The organism is Sorangiineae bacterium MSr11367, assembly GCA_037157805.1.
Lineage (GTDB): Bacteria > Myxococcota_A > Polyangia > Polyangiales > Polyangiaceae > Pendulispora > Pendulispora rubella.
Genome location: CP089983.1, coordinates 8,788,514 through 8,809,871, shown reverse-complemented (window position 1 = coordinate 8,809,871; position 21,358 = coordinate 8,788,514). Strand labels below are relative to the sequence as shown.

Here is a 21,358-nt window from a genome sequence, read left to right as displayed (position 1 = left end):
TCCACGACGCTCTCGGTCCCCGCTTCCCCAGGGATCTCGAACCAATAGCGCGCGCGTTGGAAAGCATAGGTGGGCAGCGGCACCCGGCGCGCCGCGAAGGGCGCGAAAAAGCGCGTCCAATCGAGATCGTACCCTCGGACATGCAGGCCGCCGAGCAGCTCGCCCATGGTCTGCAGCTCGGTGCGGGCGTCGTGGAGCGCCGGCAGAAAGACCGCGCGATCCTGCGCCTCGTCCGAAAGGCACGCGTGTGCCATGGCCGAGAGAACGGCGTGGGGCCCGAGTTCGACGAACGTGGAGACGCCTTCGGCCTCGAGCGTCCGCACACCCTCGAAGAAGCGAACCGTCTGGCGCACGTGCGCGACCCAATACTCGGGCGAGCTCATTTCCTCGCCCTTGCATCGGCCGCTCCGATTCGAAACGATGGGGATGCGCGGCGGGCGGAAGGAAAGCCCGCGGACCACGGCCCGAAAGGCCTCGAGCATTCCGTCCATGTGCGGCGAATGGAACGCATGGCTCACGCGCAAGCGGGACGTCTTTCGTCCCATGGCCTCGAAGTGACGCGCGACCTCGAGCACCGCATCTTCATCGCCCGCGACGACCGCCGAGAGCGGCCCGTTCACCGCGGCGAGGGCCACGCGATCCCCACGACCGCGGAGCAGAGGAAGAATCTCGTCCTCCGAAGCGCGCAGGGAGACCATCGCGCCGCCCCCCGGCAGCTCCTGCATCAGCCGCGCGCGGGCCGCGACCAAGGTGCAGGCATCCTCGAGCGACAGCACGCCGCCGACGTGCGCGGCGACGATTTCGCCCACGGAATGGCCGAGCAAGAAGTCGGGGGTGACCCCCCAGCTTTCGAGGAGCCGGAAGAGCGCCACCTCCAAGGCGAAGAGGGCCGTCTGCGTGTGGCCCGTGGCATCGAGCCGCGCGGCCGCCTCCGAGCCTTCGGGGGCGAACACCACGTCGAGCAGCGGCCCGAATCGCGCCGAAACGCGATCGAGGGCCTCGCGGAAAATAGGAAAGCTCTCGTAGAGAGCCCTGCCCATTCCCAGACGCTGGCTGCCCTGGCCGGTGAAAAGGATCGCGAGCTTGCCGCTGCTTCGCGTGTCGCCGCGCACCACGTCGCGGCCGAGAATCCCGAGCGCGTCCAGCACGGCCGCGCGATCGCGGGCCAGCACCACGGCCCGATGTTCGAAGTGGGCGCGCGTCGTGGCGAGCGAATGGGCGACGTCGACGAGCGAAAGGCTCGAACGCGGCTCGAGGTACGACCGAAGCCGCTCCGCCTGAGCGACCAGCGCCTGCTCGGACTTGCCCGACAGGACGAGCGGCACGAGGGGTGGCACGGCGCCCGGCGCGCTCTCGGTTTCGGCCTCAAGGGCAGGCGCTTCCTCGAGCAGCACGTGGGCGTTGGTGCCGCTGATGCCGAAGGACGAAACGGCCGCGCGCCGGGGCCGCCCGCTCCGTTCCCAGGGCACCGCTTCCTGGAGAAGCCGGACGGTGCCGGGCGACCAATCGACGTGCGGCGAGGGCGCCTCGGCGTGCAGCGTCTTGGGCAACAGCCCATGCTGCATGGCGAGAACCATCTTGATGATCCCCGCCGCGCCGGCGGCCGCCTGCGTGTGGCCGATGTTCGATTTGATCGTGCCGAGCCAGAGCGGTCGCTCCTTGGTGTGACCCTGCCCATAGGTGGCGAGCAGCGCCCTGGCTTCGATGGGATCCCCCAGGGCCGTGCCCGTGCCGTGGGCTTCGACGGCGTCGACTTCGGCGGGCGACACCTGCGCGAGCTCCAAGACGCGTCGGATCACCCGCTCTTGGGAAGGGCCGTGCGGTGCGGTGAGCCCCTGGCTCTTTCCGTCTTGATTCAACGCCGAGCCGCGGACCAGCGCGAGGATGGGGTGCCCGTTGCGGCGGGCATCGGAGACGCGCTCGAGGAGAAGCATCCCCACGCCCTCGCCCCACCCGGTGCCATCGGCGTCGGCGGAGAAGGCTTTGCATCGGCCGTCGGGCGCGAGCCCGCGCTGGCGGCTGAATTCGACGAAAACCGTCGGTGTCGCCATCACCGAAACACCGCCCGCGAGGGCTAGGGTGCACTCCCCATGACGCAGCGCTTGGCAGGCCAGGTGGAGCGCGACGAGCGACGAACTGCACGCCGTGTCGACGGTGACCGCAGGTCCCTCCAGCCCGAGGGTGTAGGCGACGCGCCCCGATGCGATGCTGGCGCCGCTGCCGATGGCCACGTAGCCCTCGAGATCTTCGGGCGCGCGAAGCACGCGCGAGCCGTAGTCGCTGTACATCACACCGACGAAGACGCCGGTCGGGCTTCCCGTGAGCGACGCCGGATCGATGCACGCGCGCTCGATGCTCTCCCAGCACGCCTCGAGCAGGAGCCGCTGCTGGGGATCGATGGCCAAGACCTCGCGCGGGCTGATGCCGAAGAACGCGGGATCGAAGGCCGCGGCATCGTGGAGGAACCCGCCCTCGCGCACGTAGCTCTTGCCCCGTTGGTCCGGATCGGGATCGTAGAGTTCGGCGACGTTCCAGCCGCGGTCGGACGGAAACGCCGAGATGGCGTCCTTGCCGGCGCGCAGCAGCTCCCAGAGATCCTCGGGCGAGTGGATGCCACCCGGATAGCGGCAGCTCATCGACACGATGGCGATGGGCTCTTGCCACTTGTCTTCGAGCTCGCGCACCCGCTCGCGGGACTGCCGCAGGGCCGACGTGACTCGCTCGAGGTACGCGCGAAACTTGTGGTCTTCCGTCGTCATGGTTTCAGGTCTTCGAATTCCCGGTCGATCAGGGTGAAGAGTTCGTCGTCGGACACCGCCCGCAGATCTGCCGCCTCGTCGGCCGGCGCTCGCGCCGTGGTCCATTTGGCCAGCAGCGACTTCAAGCGCGCCGTGACGGTGGTCACGTCGTTCGGCCCCATGGTGGACAGTGCGGCGTCGAGCTTGTCGATCTCCGCGAAGGCTGGCGCCGGCGCCGGTGCTTCGTCCGGAAGGATCCGTCGGCGGAGCCAGCGTGCGAGGGCTGCGGGGGTCGGATGCTCGAAGAGCAGCGTGGCCGGCAGGCGCACCCCCGTGGCCATGCCGAGGCGACTCTGCAGCTCGACGGCCATGAGCGAGTCGAGGCCGAGCTCCTGCAAGGGGCGCCCCGGCTCGATGGCGCGCAGACCGAGCCCGAGGACCGACGCGATCTCCGCGGTCACCAGGTCGCGGAGCGCGCGCTCGCGGCCCTCGTCCGAAAGCGCGGCGAGGCGCCGCTCGAGCGCGGGCGGCGTCTCGGCGTTTGCGACGGGCTGCGGCGTGGTCCGCACGAGTCCCCGAAGCATGCCTGGCACGGCGGCGCCTTGCGCGCCCCACACCGCCGCCTCGAGGCGCGCCGGCGCAATGGCCGCCTCGGTTCGTTCGAGGGCTGCGTCGAAGAGCGCCAGACCGTCGGGCGCCGCGATCGCGTGCACCCCGAGGCGTGCCATGCGCGTGCGATCGGCCTCCGTCAGATGCGCCGTCATCCCGCCGGCATCGAGCCAGGGCCCCCACGCCAACGAAAGGGCCGGCAGCCCCTGCGCTTTGCGGTGGTGGGCCAAAGCATCGAGCAGTGCGTTGGCGGCGGCATAGTTGGCTTGCCCAAGCCCGCCCAGCACGCCGCTCAGCGACGAGAAGAGGACGAAGGCCGAGAGAGGCAGCTCGCGCGTGAGCTCGTGCAGGTGCAGGGCCGCATCGAACTTGGGCCGCAAGACCCGATCGAGCCGCTCCGGTGTCAGCGAATCGAAGATGCCGTCATCGAGCACGCCCGCCGCGTGAACCACTCCGCGCAAGGGGCGCTCCGGCGGGATCCGTTCGAGAAGCTGCCGCAAGGCGCTCTTGTCGGCCACGTCGCATGCGGCGATCTCGACGCGCGCCCCCGCGGCCTCGAGCTCGGTCTGCAGCGTTTCGGCGATGGGGGCGGCCGAGCCCCGCCGGGAGGCGATGAGCAGGTGCCGCACCCCATGTTTGGCCACCAGGTGCCGGACGAGCAACGCCCCCAGCGCGCCGGTGGCGCCCGTGACGAGGAGCGTCCCCTCGGAGGAGAATCCCGCGGCCGATGCCGAGGAGGGCCCGGACAGCCGCGCGAGCCTCGCCATGTAGGCGATCCCGTTGCGCAGCGCGAGCTGCGTCTCGCCAGATGCCACGGCGGCCGCCAAGGCGCGCAGCGATGCCGCGTCGTCATCGACATCGACCAAGACGATGCCGCGATCCGGGTGCTCGGACTGCGCGGCGCGCACGAGGCCCCAAATGCCGGCCGCGGCCAAGTCCTGGACGTCCTCGCCCGGGCGCGCCGCGATCGCACGGCGCGTGATCATGACGAGCTTGGACGCTGCGAGCTGGCCATTCGCGAGCCAATGCTGGACGAGCGCCAGTGCCCGCGCGGTCGCGTCATGGGCGGCCCGCACCCCGTCACCGTTGCCTGCGCACCGGATCGCGATCACCGGGGGGCTGGTCTCGAGCGCGTCGAGTTCGGAGGTCGCCTCGACGTACGTCCACGCCGGCTGCTCCGGAGCCGCCGGCAGGGTGGCCTCCGGCCATGCCACGGCGTACAGGTCACGGTTCTTCTCCGAGGCTCCGAGGAACCGGTCCGCGGGGGCTCGGCGGGTGGTGAAGCCTTCGATGTGCGCGACCGGCATTCCGCTCGCGTCCCAGTACGCGAGATCGAAAACGGCGGTGTCCCCCTCGCGGGCCGCAGGATCGCGGGCCACGTGTTCCGCCCAATGGGGGGCCGTGCGGCGGCCGTACCAAACCAGCCGCTCGATGGCGAAGGGAAGGCGGGGTACGCCGTCGCCCGTGCCCTGGTTCGAAGGTCCCGCCGTGCCATGGGACCACAGCTCGAGTGCAAACGAGTTGTCCACGAGCCCCGCGGGCAGCGGGGCATCGTCGGTGGGGACCCCCTCCGGGGCTTCGAATCGACCCATCGCCGCGCCGCGACGCAGAGGCACGGCGCGCCGGAGCCACCACCACGCCCCACCCCAGTCGATGTGCACCGATCGCAGAACGTCATCGACGGTCGCGGCCAGCGTGTCCTCGGAATCCGCCGGCTGGAGGAACGCACGGGGTTCCTCGCTTTCGGATGCCGCGTCCAAAACGGCGCTGGCGTGGGCCGTCCACACGCCCTCGCGCTGCGTCGACAAGGTGATCGCGAATCCGGCGCCCGCCCGGGCGAGCTGAACGTAGAGCACCGTGCGCGCGGAAGCCTTCTCGAAGGTCAAGGCCCGCAGGAACCGAACGTCGCGCAGCTCGATGGCGCGATGAGGCCAGTGCGACTCGCCCACGGCGACCATGACGGCCACGTAGAACGCGCCGGGGACGACGATGCGCTCGAAGACCCTGTGGCTGGCGAGGTAGGCCTGGACACCGGGACCCATCTCGAGCGTGTGCAAAACGGATCCGTCGGGAAGGTCGAACCTTCGGCCCGCCAGCGGGTAGTGCCCCGCGGGCGGACCTTGCATCATGGGCGAGCGCCGCGGCGCATCGAGCCAATGACGCTCGTCCCGAAACGCGTACAGCGGCAGCGCCATGCGTTGCGGGGCGAAGGGGGCGAAGAACGCGCGCCAATCGAGTGGGTACCCGGCGACGTGCAGCCCGCCGATGGCCGCGGACACCGTTTGCATCTCCGGTGCCCCTTCGCGCAGCGCCGAGAGGAAGACGGCACGGCCCCGCGCGTCGTCGGAGAGGCAGCCATGGGCCATGGCGGAAAGGATGCCGTGGGGGCCCAGCTCCAGGAAGCCGGTCACGCCCTCGCGCTCGAGCGTTTGGACGCCATCGAGAAAGCGCACGCCCTCCCTCACGTGCCGCACCCAATGGTCCGGCGCGCAGAGCTCCTCGGCCGTGGCCCTGCGACCGGTGACGTTGGAGACAATGGGGATGCGCGGCGGTGCAAACGACAGCGTGCGAACGACGCTTCCGAAGGCCTCGAGCATTCCGTCGACGTGCGGCGAGTGAAAGGCGTGACGGACCCGCAGCCGTACGACCTTTCGTCCCCGGGCCTGGAAATGGCCTGCCAGCTCGAGCACCGCCTCCTCGTCGCCGGCGAGGACGCTCGATTGAGGGCCGTTGAGCGCGGCGATGGCGACGGAAGCTTCGCGGCCCGCGAGCCGCGGTCGCAGCTCGTCCTCGGAGGCTTGCACGGAGACCATGGCTCCCCCCGTTGGGAGTGCCTGCATGAGGCGGGCGCGCGCGGCCACGAGCGTGCAGGCATCGTCGAGCGAGAGGACGCCCGCGACATGCGCGGCGACGACTTCGCCGATGGAGTGGCCGATCAAAAAGTCGGGCTCGAGGCCGCAATGTTCGAACAGCCGAAAGAGGGCCACCTCGAGGGCGAACAGTGCCGGCTGGGTGAACTCCGTCTGGTCGAGCCGTTCGGCCTCGTCGCTTCCCTCGGGCGCGAAGACCACCTCGCGCAGCGGCGTATCGAAGCGGGCGCATACGGCATCGAACGCGTCGCGGAAGACGGGGAAGTCCTCGTAAAGGGCGCGCCCCATGGCCGGGCGCTGGCTTCCTTGCCCGGTGAAGAGCACGGCGAGCGGCCCGCGTGCGCCGGCGGTTCCGACGATGGCATTTCTCGGGGGCGTGCCTGCGGCCAGCCCATCGAGCGCATCGAGCAGGCTTTCGGCATCGGATGCGATCAGCGCTGCACGGTGCTCGAAGTGCGACCGCGTGGAGGCGAGCGAATGCGCGAGGTCCACCAGCCGGGGCGTTGGCCCTGAGGCGAGCCGCAGCCGCAATTGCTTTGCCTGCGTGGAGAGCGCGTCTTTGGTCTTGGCCGAGACCAGCAGCGGCAGTGCAGGCGGAGTCCGCGCCGCCGTGTCCATTGCCTCGCGCGCGGGCGCTTCTTCAAGGATCACGTGCGCATTGGTGCCGGACAGACCGAACGCTGAGACGCCGGCGCGCCGAGGCCGGTCGGAGGTGCGGTGGCGGCGGGGCCAGGGGTGCGGAGCATCGACGACGCGAATGGGCAGTCGCTCCCAGTCGATGTGCGGATTGCGTGGCCAGGTGTGAAGCGTCGTCGGCAGGCCCTCGTGGCGCAGCGCCGCGACGATCTTCGCAACGCCCGCGAGGCCTGCGGCGGCCTCGAGGTGCCCGATGTTGGTCTTGACGGCGCCCACCAGGAGCGGCTGCTCGGCCGGGCGATCGCGTCCATAGACGGCGGCCAAGGCCTGGACCTCGATGGGATCGCCGAGCGAAGTGCCCGTGCCATGGCATTCGACGACGTCGACATCGGCCGGTTCGAGGTGCGCATCGAACAGGGCCGCGCGCAGGACCTGCTGTTGGGCCGTGCCGTTGGGCGCCGTGATCCCGCTGCTCGCGCCATCGTGGTTGACGGCACTGCCGCGGACGACGGCGAGCACCTCGCGTCCGCCGGCGCGCGCATCGGAGAGCCGCTCGAGCACGAGGACGACACTGCCCTCGCCGCGGCCGTACCCATCGGCGTGTGCGGAGAAGGTCTTCGAGCGCCCATCCGGCGCGAGCGCTTGCGTGCGCGAGAGAAGCACGAAGCTCTCGGCCGCCGTCATGATCTGGACGCCCGCGGCGAGGGCCACATCGCATTCGCGCCGGCGCAGTGCCTGGCACGCCAGATGGAGCGCGACGAGCGACGAGGAGCACGCCGTGTCGACGGAGAGCGCAGGCCCGTGCAGGCCTAGCGAGAAGGCGAGCCGCCCTGCCGCGAAGGACGATTGCGTCCCTGTCATGGCGTACGCCTCGGTGTCGCCCGCGGCGGTCTGGAGGAAGCCGTAGTCGCCCGAGCCAATGCCCACGTACACACCGGTTCGCGAGTCGCGCAGCGAGTCCGGGGCCACACCGGCGTCCTCGAGCGCGTGCCATGCGGTTTCGAGCAGCACGCGGTGCTGCGGGTCGATGTGCTTCGCCTCGTGGGGACTGATCCCGAAGAAGCCGGCGTCGAACCGATCGACGCGCTCGAGGAAGGCGCCCTCGCGAACGTAGCTTTTGCCCTTGGCGGTGACGTCGGGGTCGTAGCTTTCGTCGAGGTCGAGATCGCGCCCTTCGGGGACGCGGCCCACCGCATCGACGCCGCGCGCGAGAACGTTCCAAAGCTGGTCCAAGTCCCGGGCGCCGCCCGGCAGGCGCAGCCCCACACCGACGATGGCGACGGGACCGTCGTTCGACACCGCGCCGGTGGCCGCAGGGTCACCCGGTGAGGCGGGTGCAGGCTCGAGCGATGCGCACACGAAGGCGGCCACACGCTCCGGCGATGGATGATCGAAGGCGAGGGTCGACGGCAGCGCGAGTCCGGTGGCGTGCTGCAGCCGCTTGCGCAGCTCGAGGGCCATCAACGAGTCGAGGCCGAGGTCGATGAATCCCGTGCTGGCGCGGATTCGGGATGCGTCGGCGTGCCCGAGCACGATGGACGTCTCCGCCAGGACGAGGGTCGTCACATGGCGCAGGCGCTCGGGGCCTGCGAGGGTTCGCAGCTGCGAAAGCGTCCCCGTTTCGACGCTGCCTTTCGACAGGGCGTCCTCGGCGCGTCGGGCTTCGGGGAGCTCGTGCAGCAGCGGGCGCGTTCGCGCGGAGGCAAACGGAGGAACGAAGGCGGCCCAATCGACGTCGACGACGGTGAGCGCCGTTTCGCCGCGACCCAGCGCATGCTCGAGGGCCGCGAGGGCGTGCGCGGGGGCCATGGCGAAGAGTCCGCGCTTTCGGAGTTGCTCTTGTTCGGCCGGGCTGACCATTCCGCCGCTCGCCCAGGGCCCCCACGCGATGGCCGTGGCCGCGAGGCCTCGTGCACGTCGCTCTTCGGCGAGCGCATCGAGGTAGGCATTCGCCGCCGCATACGCACCCTGCTGCCCACCGCCCAGAACGCCCGCCACCGACGAGAAGAGGACGAAGGCATCGAGGTCGCGGCGGCCGAGGAGGTCGTGAAGGTTGCGAGCGCCGAGGGCCTTGCCGGCGACGACGGCATGGAGCTCGGAGGAGGAGAGCTTCTCGAGCGGCGTTTGATGGGTGACGCCTGCGGCGTGGAAGACGGAGCGAATCACATCGCCGTCGCGCTCGATGGAGGCGAGGAGGGAGGCGAGTGCAACGCGATCGGAGGTATCGCAGGGCGCGAGGGTGACGCGAGTTCCGAGTGCGGAGAGTTCAGCCTGGAGGTCGGAGGCGCCCGGAGCGAGGGGTCCGCGGCGGCTGGAGAGGACGAGGTGCTCGGCGCCGTGACGTGCGAGCCATCGGGCGACATGGGCGCCAAGGCCGCCGGTACCGCCGGTGACGAGGATGGTGCCGCGTGGGAGGAAGGGTCGCTGGGGAGCGCCATGGGCGAGAGGCGCACGAACGAGCCTTCGCGCGAAGAGGCCTGAGGGACGAAGCGCGAGTTGGTCTTCGCCGTCGCGGGCAATGAAGGAAGAAACGAGTGTGTCGAAGGCGGCGGTGTCGAGGTCGAGGTGGAGGTCGACGAGGCCGCCCCATCGCTCGGGGCTTTCGAGGGCGAGGACGCGCCCGAGGCCCCAGAGCATGGCTTGTGCGGGGTGGGTGAGCGGATCGTCGGGATCGACGGAGACGGCACCGCGTGTGAGGAACCAGAGCGGAGCGTCGAGGGGAGCCTGGACGAGGTCGAGCGCATCGTGTTCGTCGGCGAGCGCGAGGAGGGAAACGATGCCGGCGGGTGTGGCTCCCGCGAGAGCATCGCGCAGTTGGTGGGCGAGGGGAAGGGAGTCTTCGACGGGGACGAGAAGGACGGAGGCGCCGCGCCGGGCGAGTGCGCGGGAGAGCGCCTCGACGAGGGCGGCTTCGCGCGCGACGGGATGCACGAGCACCCATGTGCCGGCGACGTCGGCATCGGCGTTCCGTGCGATGGGCTTCCAGCTCACCCGGTAGCACCACGCGTCCACGGTACGTTCGACCCGGCGTTCGCCGGCACCCTCGATCCAATGGCGTTCGCCTTGGAAGGCGTAGGACGGCAGCGGCACGCGGCGCGCCCCGCGGAGCTGGAAAAAGGCCGCCCAGTCCACCGGCAGACCGCGCGTGTGAAGCTCGGCAAGCGACGCGAGGAACCGTTCGAGGCCACCGTCCTCGCGGCGGAGCGTACCGGCGATCGCCGCATCCACGCCGGCGCCCTCGGATATTTCGTTCAGAGCGAGGGTAAGCACGGGGTGGGCGCTCACCTCGACGAAGAAGCGATGCCCGTCCTCGAGCATCTTCGCGGCCGCCTCCGCAAAGCGAACCGGCTGTCGGAGATTCCGATACCAGTAGTCGGCACCGAGCTCGCCCTCGAGCCGCGCGCCCGTGACCGTCGAATACAGAGGCGTCGTGCACGGACCTGTCTCGACGCCGCCCAGCAAGGCGAGCAGCTCGTGCTGCACGGCCTCGACGTGCGCGGTGTGCGAGGCATAATCGATGCGCACCTTGCGGGCGAAGATGCCCGAGGCCTCGAGCTCGCGGAGGAGCGCCTCGATGGCGTCCGAATCGCCCGAGACCAGCGTGGTGCGAGGCCCATTGATGGCCGCCACCGAGAGACGCTCGGCGAACGACGCCAAGCGCGCTCGAAGCTCGTCGACCCCGAGCTCGACGGCCGCCATGGCTCCTCGGCCCGCAAGCTGGAGCACCAAGCGACTGCGCAGCGCCACGGTTTTTGCGGCATCCTCCAGCGAAAGGGCGCCCGCAACGCAGGCGGCGGCCATCTCTCCCTGACTGTGGCCGATGACCGCATCGGGCTGGACGCCCGCCTCGCGCCACAGCGCGGCCAGCGAAACCATCACCGCGAAAAGCGCGGGCTGCACCACATCGTCGCGGTCCAGCGCGGGTTGCCCCGCGTCGCCCCGAAGCACCCCTTGCAACGACCAGCCGACATGCGGGGCAAGCGCGCGCTCGCACGCCTCGATCCGTTCTCGGAAGACGGCCGACGTTGCGAGCAGCGACGAGGCCATGCCCTGCCACTGCGAACCCTGCCCGGGGAAGACGAACACCACCTTGCCCTCGCCGCCGCGCCGGCCGACCAGCGTGCCCGCACGAGGGCGTCCTTCGGCGAGCGATTCGAGGCTGGCCACGAGTTTGCGTCGGTCGCTGGCGAGGATGACCGCGCGATGCTCGAAGTGCGTGCGCGCGATGGCGAGCGAGTACGCCACGTCGTCGAGCTCGAGGTCGGGATGGGCACGGAGGTGCGCCGCGAGCCGCATGGCTTGCTCATGCAACGCCGCTTCGCTTTTGGCCGAGAGCAGCACGGGCACCGTGGCAGGCACTTCCCGCCTCTCCGGCGCAGAAGCCATCTCGGGCGCTTCCTCGAGGACAACATGGGCATTGGTGCCACTGATGCCGAAGGAGGAGACGCCGGCGCGTCGTGGCGCATCGACGGGTCGCGGCCATGGCCGCAGCGCATCGACGACGTGGACGGGAAGACGATCCCAGTCGATGTGCGGATTGCGCGGGGACGCGTGCAGTGTCGGGGGCAAGCTCCCGTGCCGCAGAGCCGCCACGATTTTCGCAACCCCGGCGAGGCCTGCCGCCGACTCGAGGTGCCCGATGTTGGTCTTGACGGCGCCGAGCAAGAGGGGCCGCTCGGCGGGGCGCCCCTGTCCGTAGACGGCGGCCAAGGCCTGAACCTCGATGGGATCGCCGAGCGAGGTACCGGTGCCATGGCACTCGACGACGTCGACCTCGGCGGGTGCGAGTCGGGCATCGTGGAGTGCGGCGCGCACGACCTTCTGCTGGGACGTGCCATTGGGGGCGGTGATGCCGTTGCTGGCCCCGTCATGGTTGACGGCGCTGCCTCGGACGATGGCCAGCACGTCATGCCCCTTGGCCCGAGCATCGGAGAGTCGCTCGAGGGCCACGACGACCACCCCTTCGCCGCGGCCATACCCGTCGGCCTGGGCGGAGAATGTCTTGGATCGCCCATCGGGGGCGAGCGCTCGCGTGCGCGACAGCAGCACGAACCCTTCGGGGACGACCATGAGTTGCACGCCACCGGCGAGCGCCAGATCGCACTCGCGACGGCGCAGGGACTGGGCGGCCAGATGAAGGGCGACGAGCGACGACGAGCAGGCCGTGTCGACGGAGAGCGCCGGACCCTGCAGCCCCAGGGTGAACGCGAGCCGCCCCGCACCGAACGCGGAATGCGTTCCCGTCATCACGTAGGCCTCGGCCTCCGCGCTGGAGCTTTGGAGCAGCTCGTATTCGCTGGGGCCGATGCCGATGAAGACCCCCGTGGACGAGTCTCGGAGCGACGAAGGAAGGATGCCCGCGTCCTCGAGCGCGCTCCAGGATGCCTCGAGCAAAAGACGATGCTGCGGGTCGATGTGCTTGGCCTCGCGCGGGCTGATGCCAAAGAACTCGGCATCGAAGAGATCGATCCGCTCGAGCAAGGCCGCGCGGTTGACGTAGCTCTTTCCCTTTGCGTCGGGATCGGGATCGTAGAAGGCGTCGGCGTCCCAGCGATCCTGCCCGATCGGCCTCACCGCATCGAAGCCCTCGGCAAGCCGAGCCCAGAATCCCTCGAGGTCGACCACGCCGCCGGGCAAGCGCAGACCCATGCCGACGATGGCGACGCCGTCGTCGGCCGGCTCGCCGAGGCTGGGGGATTTCCCTGGTCTCGTGGCGCTGGGCGACTCCCGGTCGAGCGAGGGCGCGAGCGAATCGCGCAAGAAGGCGGCCACGTGATGGGGCGAGGGGTGGTCGAAGGCCAAGGTCGCGGGAAGGCTCAACCCCGTTGCGCGTCCAAGCCGCTGGCGGAGCTCGACGGCGGTCAGGGAGTCGAGTCCAAGCTTGGCGAAGCCCGTGTGGGGATCGAGGCGCCCGGCATCGCCGTGCCCGAGCACGGTGGCCGTTTCGGCCAACACGAGCTCGAGCAGGTTTCGCGCGGTCACGGTGGCCGTGCGACGAGCCGCGACCGGTGTGCCCGGGCCACCGGCGAGTCCGCGGAACGGGGCCGGCAGATCGTGAGCGCGCGCGCGAAGCGTCGCAGTGTGCAACCGCGCGGGCACCAGGTAGGCATCGGGCCGCGCGAGGGCGAGATCGAAGAGGGCCCGCCCGTCGGCTGTCGAGAGCGCGCCCATCCCGAGCCTCGCCATGCGCTGGAGCGCGGCATCGCCGAGGTGGGCGGTCATGCCCGTGCGCTCGGCCCAATAGCCCCAGGCAAGAGAAAGCGCCGGGAGACCGAGCGCCTGTCGATGCTGGGCCAGGGCATCGAGAAAGGCATTGGCGGCGGCATAGCTGCCCTGGCCCGCGTTGCCGGCGATGCCCGCAATGGAGGAGAAGAGGACGAAGAAGGAGAGATCGAGATCGCGCGTGAGGTCGTGGAGATGGGAGGCGGCGTCGATCTTGGGCCGGAGGACGCGCGGGAGTCGCTCGGGGGCGAGGGAGAGCAGAAGTCCGTCGTCGAGCGCGCCGGCGGCGTGAACGATGCCGGTCAGAGGATGCTCGAGGGGAATGGTCGCGAAGAGCTGCTGGAGGGCCGCCTTGTCGGCGACATCGCAGGCAGCGACGGTGACGCGGGCGCCGGCCGCCGCGAGCTCGGTTTGCAGGGCGTCGGCCCCCGGAGCTGCGGGCCCTTGCCGTGAGGCGAGAAGCAGATGGCGAATGCCATGGTCGCGCACGAGGTGCTTGGCGAAAAGCGCCCCGAGCGTTCCAGTCCCGCCGGTGACGAGCACCGTTCCTTGCGCGGAGGGCGCATGGGGCACGGAGAAGACGACTTTGCCGACGTGTCGGGCCTGTCCGAGAAAGCGGAAAGCATCCTGGGCCTGGCGGATGTCCCAGCACGTCGTGGGCAGGGCCTGGAGCTCACCGCGTTCGAAGAGTTCGACGAGGGCGGCGAACATCTGCTGGATGCGATCGGGCCCGGCGTCGAGAAGATCGAAGGCCTGGTACGTCACACCGGGGTGGTCGCCGGCGACGACGTCGGGATCGCGAACATCGATCTTGCCCATCTCGACGAAGCGGCCACCGAGGGGGAGCAGGCGGAGCGAAGCATCGACGAACTCGCGCGCGAGCGAATCGAGGACGACGTGCATGCCGCGGCCGTCGGTGGCGCGAAGGAAGTGGTCCTCGAAGTCGAGGGACCTGGAGGAAGCGATGCGTGCATCGTGCACACCGAGGGAGCGCAGCGTGTCCCACTTGCCGGGGCTGGCGGTGGCGAAGACCTCGGCGCCGAGGTGACGGGCAAGTTGGACGGCGGCCATGCCGACACCACCGGCAGCCGCATGGACGAGCAAGCGCTCCCCGGGCTGCAGATGGGCGAGGTCGACGAGCGCGTAATACGCGGTGAGAAACACGATGGGAACCGCCGCCGCCTGGGCGAAGGACCACCCGCGCGGGATGGGGGCGAGCATGCGATGGTCGGCGACGGCGACGGGGCCGAAGGCGCAGGGGAACAAGCCCATGACGCGATCGCCGGCGGTGAGGAGAGAAACGCCGGGGCCAACCTCGAGGACGACGCCGGCGCCTTCGAGTCCGAGTTCGCCGGCCTCGCCCGGATACATCCCGAGGGCATTGAGCACATCGCGGAAGTTGAGACCGGCGGCACGAACCGCCACGCGCACTTGGCCGGGCCCGAGCGGTTCGAGGGCGTGAGGTGCCGGCACGAGGGCGAGGTTCTCGAAGGTCCCTTTGCCCGAAATATCGAGGCGCCAACCCGCCGTGTCCGAGGGGATGGCCAGGGCTTGATCGCCACGGGCGCGCACGAGCCTTGGCACGAACGAGACGCCCTGGCGGTGGGCGAGTTGCGATTCGCCCGAGGCAATGGCCGCCGCCACCGTCTCATCGGAGGCGTCCTCATCGAGATCCAAAAGGACGATGCCGCGCTCGGGATGCTCGGATTGGGCGGTGCGCACGAGACCCCAGAGGGCAGCTTGTGCGGGATCGACGATGCCATCGCCGACCACGACGGCGACGGCGCCGCGCGTGACGAAGACGAGGCGGCGGGAGTCCGAGCGCGCTTCGGCGAGCCATGTCTGGAGACGAACGAGCGCGCGCGCCAGGACGTCGTGGGCGCCACCGGAGGCATCGAGCCGGACGCACTCGACATCGGGCGCGCGCGACGAGGTCTCGGGCAGCGCCGCCCAATCGACACGCAAGAGCGCGTCCCGGAGGTGCCCGGCGGAGACGGGGCGCGTGTGCAACGCCTCGATGGACGCCACCGGCTTGCCCGCACCGTCGGCCACGACGAGCGAAAACGATCCCGTCCGACGCGGGGAGACGTGCACGCGCAGCGAGTCCGCGCCCGTCGCGTGAAGGCTCACCCCCGACCACGAAAAGGGAAGCGTGACCTCCCGCGAGCCGTGAAAGGACAGCGCATGGAGGGCCGCATCGAGCAGCGCCGGGTGAAGCTCGAAACGAGACGCTTCCGCCGCCTCCGGAAGGCGAACCTCGGCGAAGAGCTCCTCGCCATCCTTCCACGCCGCCACGAGCCCTCGAAAGAGCGGACCGTAAGGAAGCCCGGCATCGGTGAGGCGCGCGTAGAGCCCCTCCACCTCGAGCGGTTCGGCCCCCTGCGGCGGCCACGGACGCACGTCGAACGATGGCGCGTCCGCCGCCGGCCCGAGGACGCCGATCGCATGGCGCGTCCAGGAGATCTCCGTCCCGTCCGACACGGAGGGACACGAATAGAGCGTCAGCTTCCGCCGAGTGGTCTCGTCGGCGGCACCGAGAACGAGTTGAATGCGGACCGCGCCCTCGGATGGCAGCACGAGGGGCGCCTCCAAGGTCAGCTCGTCGATGCGCGCGAGGCCGACGCGCCGTGCGGCGGCGAGGCCGAGCTCCACGAACGCCGTTCCTGGCAAGAGGACCGCGTCGAAGACGACATGCTCGGCCAACCAAGGGTGGCTCTCGAGCGAGAGGCTGCTGGTGAAAACGATGCCATCGCCATCGGCCAAGGCGACCTTGGCGCCGAGAAGGGGATGATCGCCCGCGCCCAGGTCTGCCAACGCGGCATGCGCGCCAGCCCGAGGCTCCAACCAATAGCGCTGGCGTTGGAAGGCGTACGTCGGTAGCGAAACCCGTCGAGGTGCGAAGGGGGCGAAGAACGCTTTCCAATCGAGCCGATGCCCGCGAACGTGCAACCCTTCGATCGCGGCAACGAGCGACGCGTCCTCCGGGCGTCCGCTGCGAAGCGCAGGCAAGAAGGCGGCGCGGGCTCGGCCTTGCTCCGACGAGGCTTCGTAGGCCAGGGCCGAGAGCACGCCCTGGGGCCCGAGCTCCAGAAAGATCGAGACGCCTTCGGCTTCGAGCAGGCGAACCGCATCGCCGAAGCGGACGGCGTGGCGGACATGATTGGCCCAATAATCGGGCGAGGAAATCTCCTCGTCCCGAAGCCGCTGCCCCGTCACATTGGAAACGATGGCGATGCGCGGCGCGTGAAACGTAAGCCCCGCGGCGAGCCGTCGAAACTCCTCGAGCATGCCATCCATGTGGGGCGAGTGGAATGCATGGCTCACGGCGAGGCGCTTGGTTTTGCGGCCGAGCGCCTCGAAGTGTTTCGCAACCTTCAGCGCGGCCTCGAGATCGCCCGACACCACCGTGGAGAGAGGCCCATTGACGGCGGCGACATCGACGGATCGTTCGCGGCCGGCGAGCACCGCACGGACCTCGTCCTCGGAGGCCTGTACGGAAACCATGGCGCCGCCCTCGGGCGACGCTTGCATGAGGCGCGCGCGCCCTGCGACCAGCGTGCAGGCATCTTCCAGCGACAGCGCGCCGGCGACGTGCACGGCGACGAGCTCCCCGATGGAGTGGCCGACGAGCACGTCGGGCTCGAAGCCCCAATGGGTGACGAGTCGAAAAAGCGCGACCTCGAGGGCAAAGAGCGCCGGCTGCGTCCACGCCGTGCGATCGATCCGAGCCGCGTGCTCGGAGCCCTCGGCCGCGAACAAGACGTCGCGGAGGGACGGCCCATCGCCGAAATGGCGATCCATCTCCGCGCACACCGCATCGAGCGCCTCGCGAAAGACCGGATGGACCTCGTAGAGTCCCTTGCCCATGCCCGCGCGCTGGCTGCCCTGCCCGGAGAAGAGCACCGCCCGGGAGCCCCTGGCACCCGCCGGCGAGGCGTCGAGCGGGGTCGCGCCCTCGGCGAGGTTCGCCAAGCCCTCGAGCAGCGCACCGCGATGGCTCGCCGTCACCACCGCGCGCCGCTCGAACTGGGTTCGCTCGGCCAAGGAGGCGGCCACGTCGACGAGCCCGAGCTCCGGGTGCGACGCCACGTGCGCATGAATCGCTCGGGCCTGCGCGCGCACCGCTGCATCGTCGATGCCCGACACGAGGAAGGGCAGCGCCGTCACCGTTTCGGGTGCGCTAGCCCGAGACGTGGCGGCGAGCGCCGGGGCTTCCTCCAGAATGACGTGCGCATTGGTGCCGCTGATGCCGAACGACGAAACGCCGGCGCGTCGAAGGCGCCCGTTCGACGTCCATGGAACCGGCTCGGTCAAAAGGCGGACGGTGCCCGGCGACCAATCGACGTGCGGCGAGGGCGTATGCGCGTGCAGCGTCTTGGGTAGAAGCCCGTGCTGCATCGCAAGCACCATTTTGATGATTCCCGCCACGCCGGCGGCAGCTTGGGTGTGCCCGATGTTGGACTTGATGCTGCCGAGCCAGAGTGGTTCGGTGTTGGAGCGGTCCCGCCCATAGGCGCCGAGCAATGCCTCCGCTTCGATGGGATCGCCGAGTGACGTGCCGGTGCCGTGGGCCTCGACGGCGTCGATGTCCCGCGGTGAAAGCCCTGCACCCGCGAGTGCCCGCTGAATGACCCGCTGTTGCGACGGCCCGTTCGGAGCGGTGAGGCCTTGGCTCCGTCCATCTTGGTTCACGGCCGACCCGCGCACGAGCGCCAGCACGGTGCGCCCATTCTGCCGCGCATCGGAGAGCCGCTCGAGAAGCAGCATGCCCGCCCCCTCGGCCCAACCCGTTCCATCGGCCTGGGCGGAGAAGGCCTTGCAGCGCCCGTCGGGTGCAAGCCCGCGCTGGCGACTGAACTCGATGAAGGTGGCCGGTGTGGCCATGACGGTGACGCCGCCCGCGAGGGCCAACGAGCACTCGCGCCGGCGCAGCGCCTCGCACGCGAAGTGCAGCGCCACGAGCGAGGAGCTGCACGCGGTGTCGATGCTGACCGCCGGACCCTCGAGCCCGAAGGTGTAGGCGATGCGCCCGGAGGCCACGCTCGGGGCGCTCCCGATGCCCAAATGCCCGTCGAACGCGTCCAGCGTCTGGAACAGCCGCGCGCCGTAGCCTTGATCGGCGATGCCGACGAAGACGCCTGCGTCGCTGCCATGCAACGACGAGGGCGCGATCCCCGCGCGCTCGATGGCCTCCCAGGAGACCTCGAGCAGCAGGCGCTGTTGCGGATCCATGGCCGCGGCCTCGCGCGGGCTGATCTCGAAGAATGCGCGGTCGAAGCGATCGGCCTCGTGGAGAAAGCCGCCCTCGCGGACGTACGATTTCCCCTTGGCGTCGGGGTCGGGATCGTAGAGCTGCTCGATGCGCCAGCCGCGCCCGCTCGGAAAGGCCGAGATGGCGTCGGTTCCATCCGCGACGAGCCGCCAGAGATCGTCGGGGGTGTTCACCCCGCCGGGGTAGCGGCAGCTCATTGCCACGATGGCGATGGGCTCTTGCGGATCGATCTCTCGCGGATCCGGAAACGACTCCGCCGCTCTCTCCGCGGGGAGCATGCCCGCCGACAACCGCGCGGCCAGGGCCGCGGGGGTCGGATGATCGAACAACAAGGTGGTGGGCAGCCGCAAGCCCGTGGCCGCGCCGAGGCGATTGCGCAGCTCGATGGCCATGAGCGAATCGAGCCCGAGCTCGTGGAGCGCCCGTTCGGCCTTGATGGTGTTCGGCGCCGCGATCGCAAGCACCGTGGCCACCTCCGTGCGCACCAGGTCGAGCAGCAGGCGATCGCGCTCGGTCTCGGAGAGCCGCGCGAGGCGGTGCCCGAGGTCGGATTTGGAGCTCGAGTGCGTTCGCGCCGCGCGCAGGAGCCCTCGAAAGACGGCGGGGAGATCGCTTGCCCGCTCGCTCAGCGTCGAAAGGCCGAAGCGGGCGGGGACGAGCAGCGGGTCCGAGCATGCAAGCGCGCGATCGAAGAGGGCAAGCCCGTCGCCGTTCGAGAGTCCACCCATCCCGAGACGCGCCATGCGCTGGAGATCGGCGTCCTCCAAATGCGCGGTCATGCCGGTGCGCTCGGCCCAGTAGCCCCACGCCAGCGACTGAGCGGGCAGGCCCTGCGCCCGTCGATGATGGGCCAGCGCGTCGAGGAAGGCGTTCGCGGCCGCGTAGTTGCTCTGGCCCGGGCTTCCGGCAACCCCGGCGAGCGACGAGAACAGCACGAAGAACGCGAGATCGAGCCCCCGCGTCAGCTCGTGCAGGTGCAGCGCCGCGAGTGCCTTGGGTCGAAAGGCGCCGTCGATGCGCTCGGGCCGCAGCGAAAGAATCGGTCCGTCGTCGAGGGCACCGGCCGTGTGCACGACGCCGATGAGAGGATGCTCGGCCGGCACCCCGTCGAGCAGCCGGCGCAAGGCCTCTGCATCGCCCGCATCGCAGGCGACCACGGTGACCTGCGCTCCCGCGGCGGCGAGCTCTTGCCGCAGGCTCTCGGCGCCCGGTGCCGACGGACCCCGGCGCGATGTGAGAAGGAGATGCCGCACCCCATACGCGGTGACGAGGTGTCGGGCGAAGATCGCGCCCAGCGCGCCCGTGCCCCCGGTGATGAGCACCGTGCCTGCGGCATCGAACGACGTCCGGACCCCCGCCGCAGCCTCGAGCCGCACGAGCCGCGGCACCTTCGCCGAGCCCTGACGAAGCGCGATCTGCGATTCCCCCGATGCGATGGCCTCCGAAAGACCTCGATCCGCCTCGTCGCCGGCATCGAGATCGATCAAAACGAGGGTGCGATCCGGGTGCTCGGATTGCGCCGCGCGCACCAGACCCCAAACGGGCGCATGGGACAGATCGACCACCGTCTCGTCCGGCCGCGTCGCCACCGCGCGCCGTGTGACGAGCACCAAGCGGCAGGCTGCGAGCCGCTCTTCGGCGAGCCAGGCCCGGAGAAACTCCGCAGCCCGATGCGTGGCCGTGCTCGGATCCGGATCGCCGTTGGCGGAGATCCAATGGCTCACGACCGTGTCGGGGGCCGCTTCGCCGTGCCGGAGCGCTTCGAGGAGCGCGGGCAACTCCGCCGGCCCGACGGGGCGCATCGTGGCCGGCGGTAAGCCCTGGTTCTCGATCTCCAGCTCGATCCAGTCGAGGCGGTGCAACGCGGCGTTCGGCCGTCGCTCGTCGTGCGACTCGGGCCAGTAGCGTTCGCGCTGAAAGGCGTAGGTCGGAAGTGCGACACGCTGCGGGGCCAGGGGACCGAAAAACGCGCTCCACTCCACGCCGTACCCGCGCCCGTGCAGGCCACCGAGAACCGCGGCGATGGTCGAAGCCGCGGGTCGCTCGTGGTGGAGCGCAGGCAGAAAGCTCGCACGGGCTCGGTGCTCCTCCGAGAGGCAGCCATCGGCCATGGCCGAAAGCACGCCATGGGGCCCGAGCTCGACGAAGGTGGTCACGTTCTCGGCTTCGAGCGCGCGCACGCCCTCGCAGAAGCGCACCGTCTCGCGCACGTGCCGGACCCAGTACTCCGGGTCGCCGAGCTCCCGCGCCGTGGCCCGGCGGCCGCTGACGTTCGAGACGATGGGGATGCGCGGCGTGCCGAAGGACAGCGTGCGAACGACGGACCGAAAGGCCTCGAGCATCCCGTCCATGTGCGGCGAGTGAAAGGCATGGCGGACCCGCAGTCGCGATGTCTTCCGCCCCATGGCTTCGACCTCGCGGGCCACGTCCAGGACGGCCTCTTCGTCCCCGGCGATCACGGTGGACGAGGGCCCGTTCACGGCTGCGATGGCCACACGTTCCTCGCGCCCGCGGAGCAGCGGGCGAACTTCTTCCTCCGACAGGCGAACGGAGATCATCGCCCCGCCCGTGGGCAGCGCTTGCATGAGGCGCGCGCGTGCGGCAACGAGGGTGCAGGCATCCTCGAGCGACAGCACGCCGGCCACATGGGCGGCGGCGAGCTCCCCAACGGAGTGCCCGAGCAGGAAGTCCGGTGCGAGCCCCCAGCCTTCCAGCAGCCGAAAAAGCGCGACTTCGAGCGCGAAGAGGGCCGGCTGCGTCAGGGCGGTCTGGTCGAGACGCGCGGCGAGCTCAGAGCCCGGATCGGCAAAGAGTACCTCGCGCAACGGCGCCTCGAGCTGGGCATCGAGCCGCGCCGCCACGGCGTCGAGGGCATGGCGAAAGGATGGAAAGCCGTCGTAGAGCGCCCGCCCCATGCCTGCGTATTGGCTTCCCTGTCCGGTGAAGAGGAACGCGAGCTTGCCCGCCGCCGGCGCCTCGCCGAAAACGATGTCGGGCGCCGTCCGGCCCTG

At 70.3% G+C, this 21,358-nt stretch carries 2 protein-coding genes (1 of these 2 only partly in view); both read right to left on the bottom strand.

Annotated elements, in window-relative coordinates:
- Positions 1-2,759 carry the 5' portion of an SDR family NAD(P)-dependent oxidoreductase gene (locus tag LVJ94_33855; protein WXB01889.1) on the bottom strand. It extends 23,698 nt beyond the left edge of the window, so the window shows 2,759 of its 26,457 coding nt (coding positions 1-2,759); its start codon is at positions 2,757-2,759; its stop codon lies off the left edge, out of view.
- On the bottom strand, positions 2,756-21,262 hold the full coding sequence (locus LVJ94_33850) for an SDR family NAD(P)-dependent oxidoreductase (protein WXB10771.1): 18,507 nt from the start codon (positions 21,260-21,262) through the stop codon (positions 2,756-2,758). Before LVJ94_33850 ends, LVJ94_33855 begins: the two co-directional genes overlap by 4 nt.
- Between the last annotated feature and the right edge of the window lie 96 nt (positions 21,263-21,358).

Bases quoted from the DNA above. Each gene is read 5' to 3' on its own strand.
- LVJ94_33850 (WXB10771.1), bottom strand. From the start codon at position 21,262: ATGGGGCGGGCGCTCTACGACGGCTTTCCATCCTTTCGCCATGCCCTC.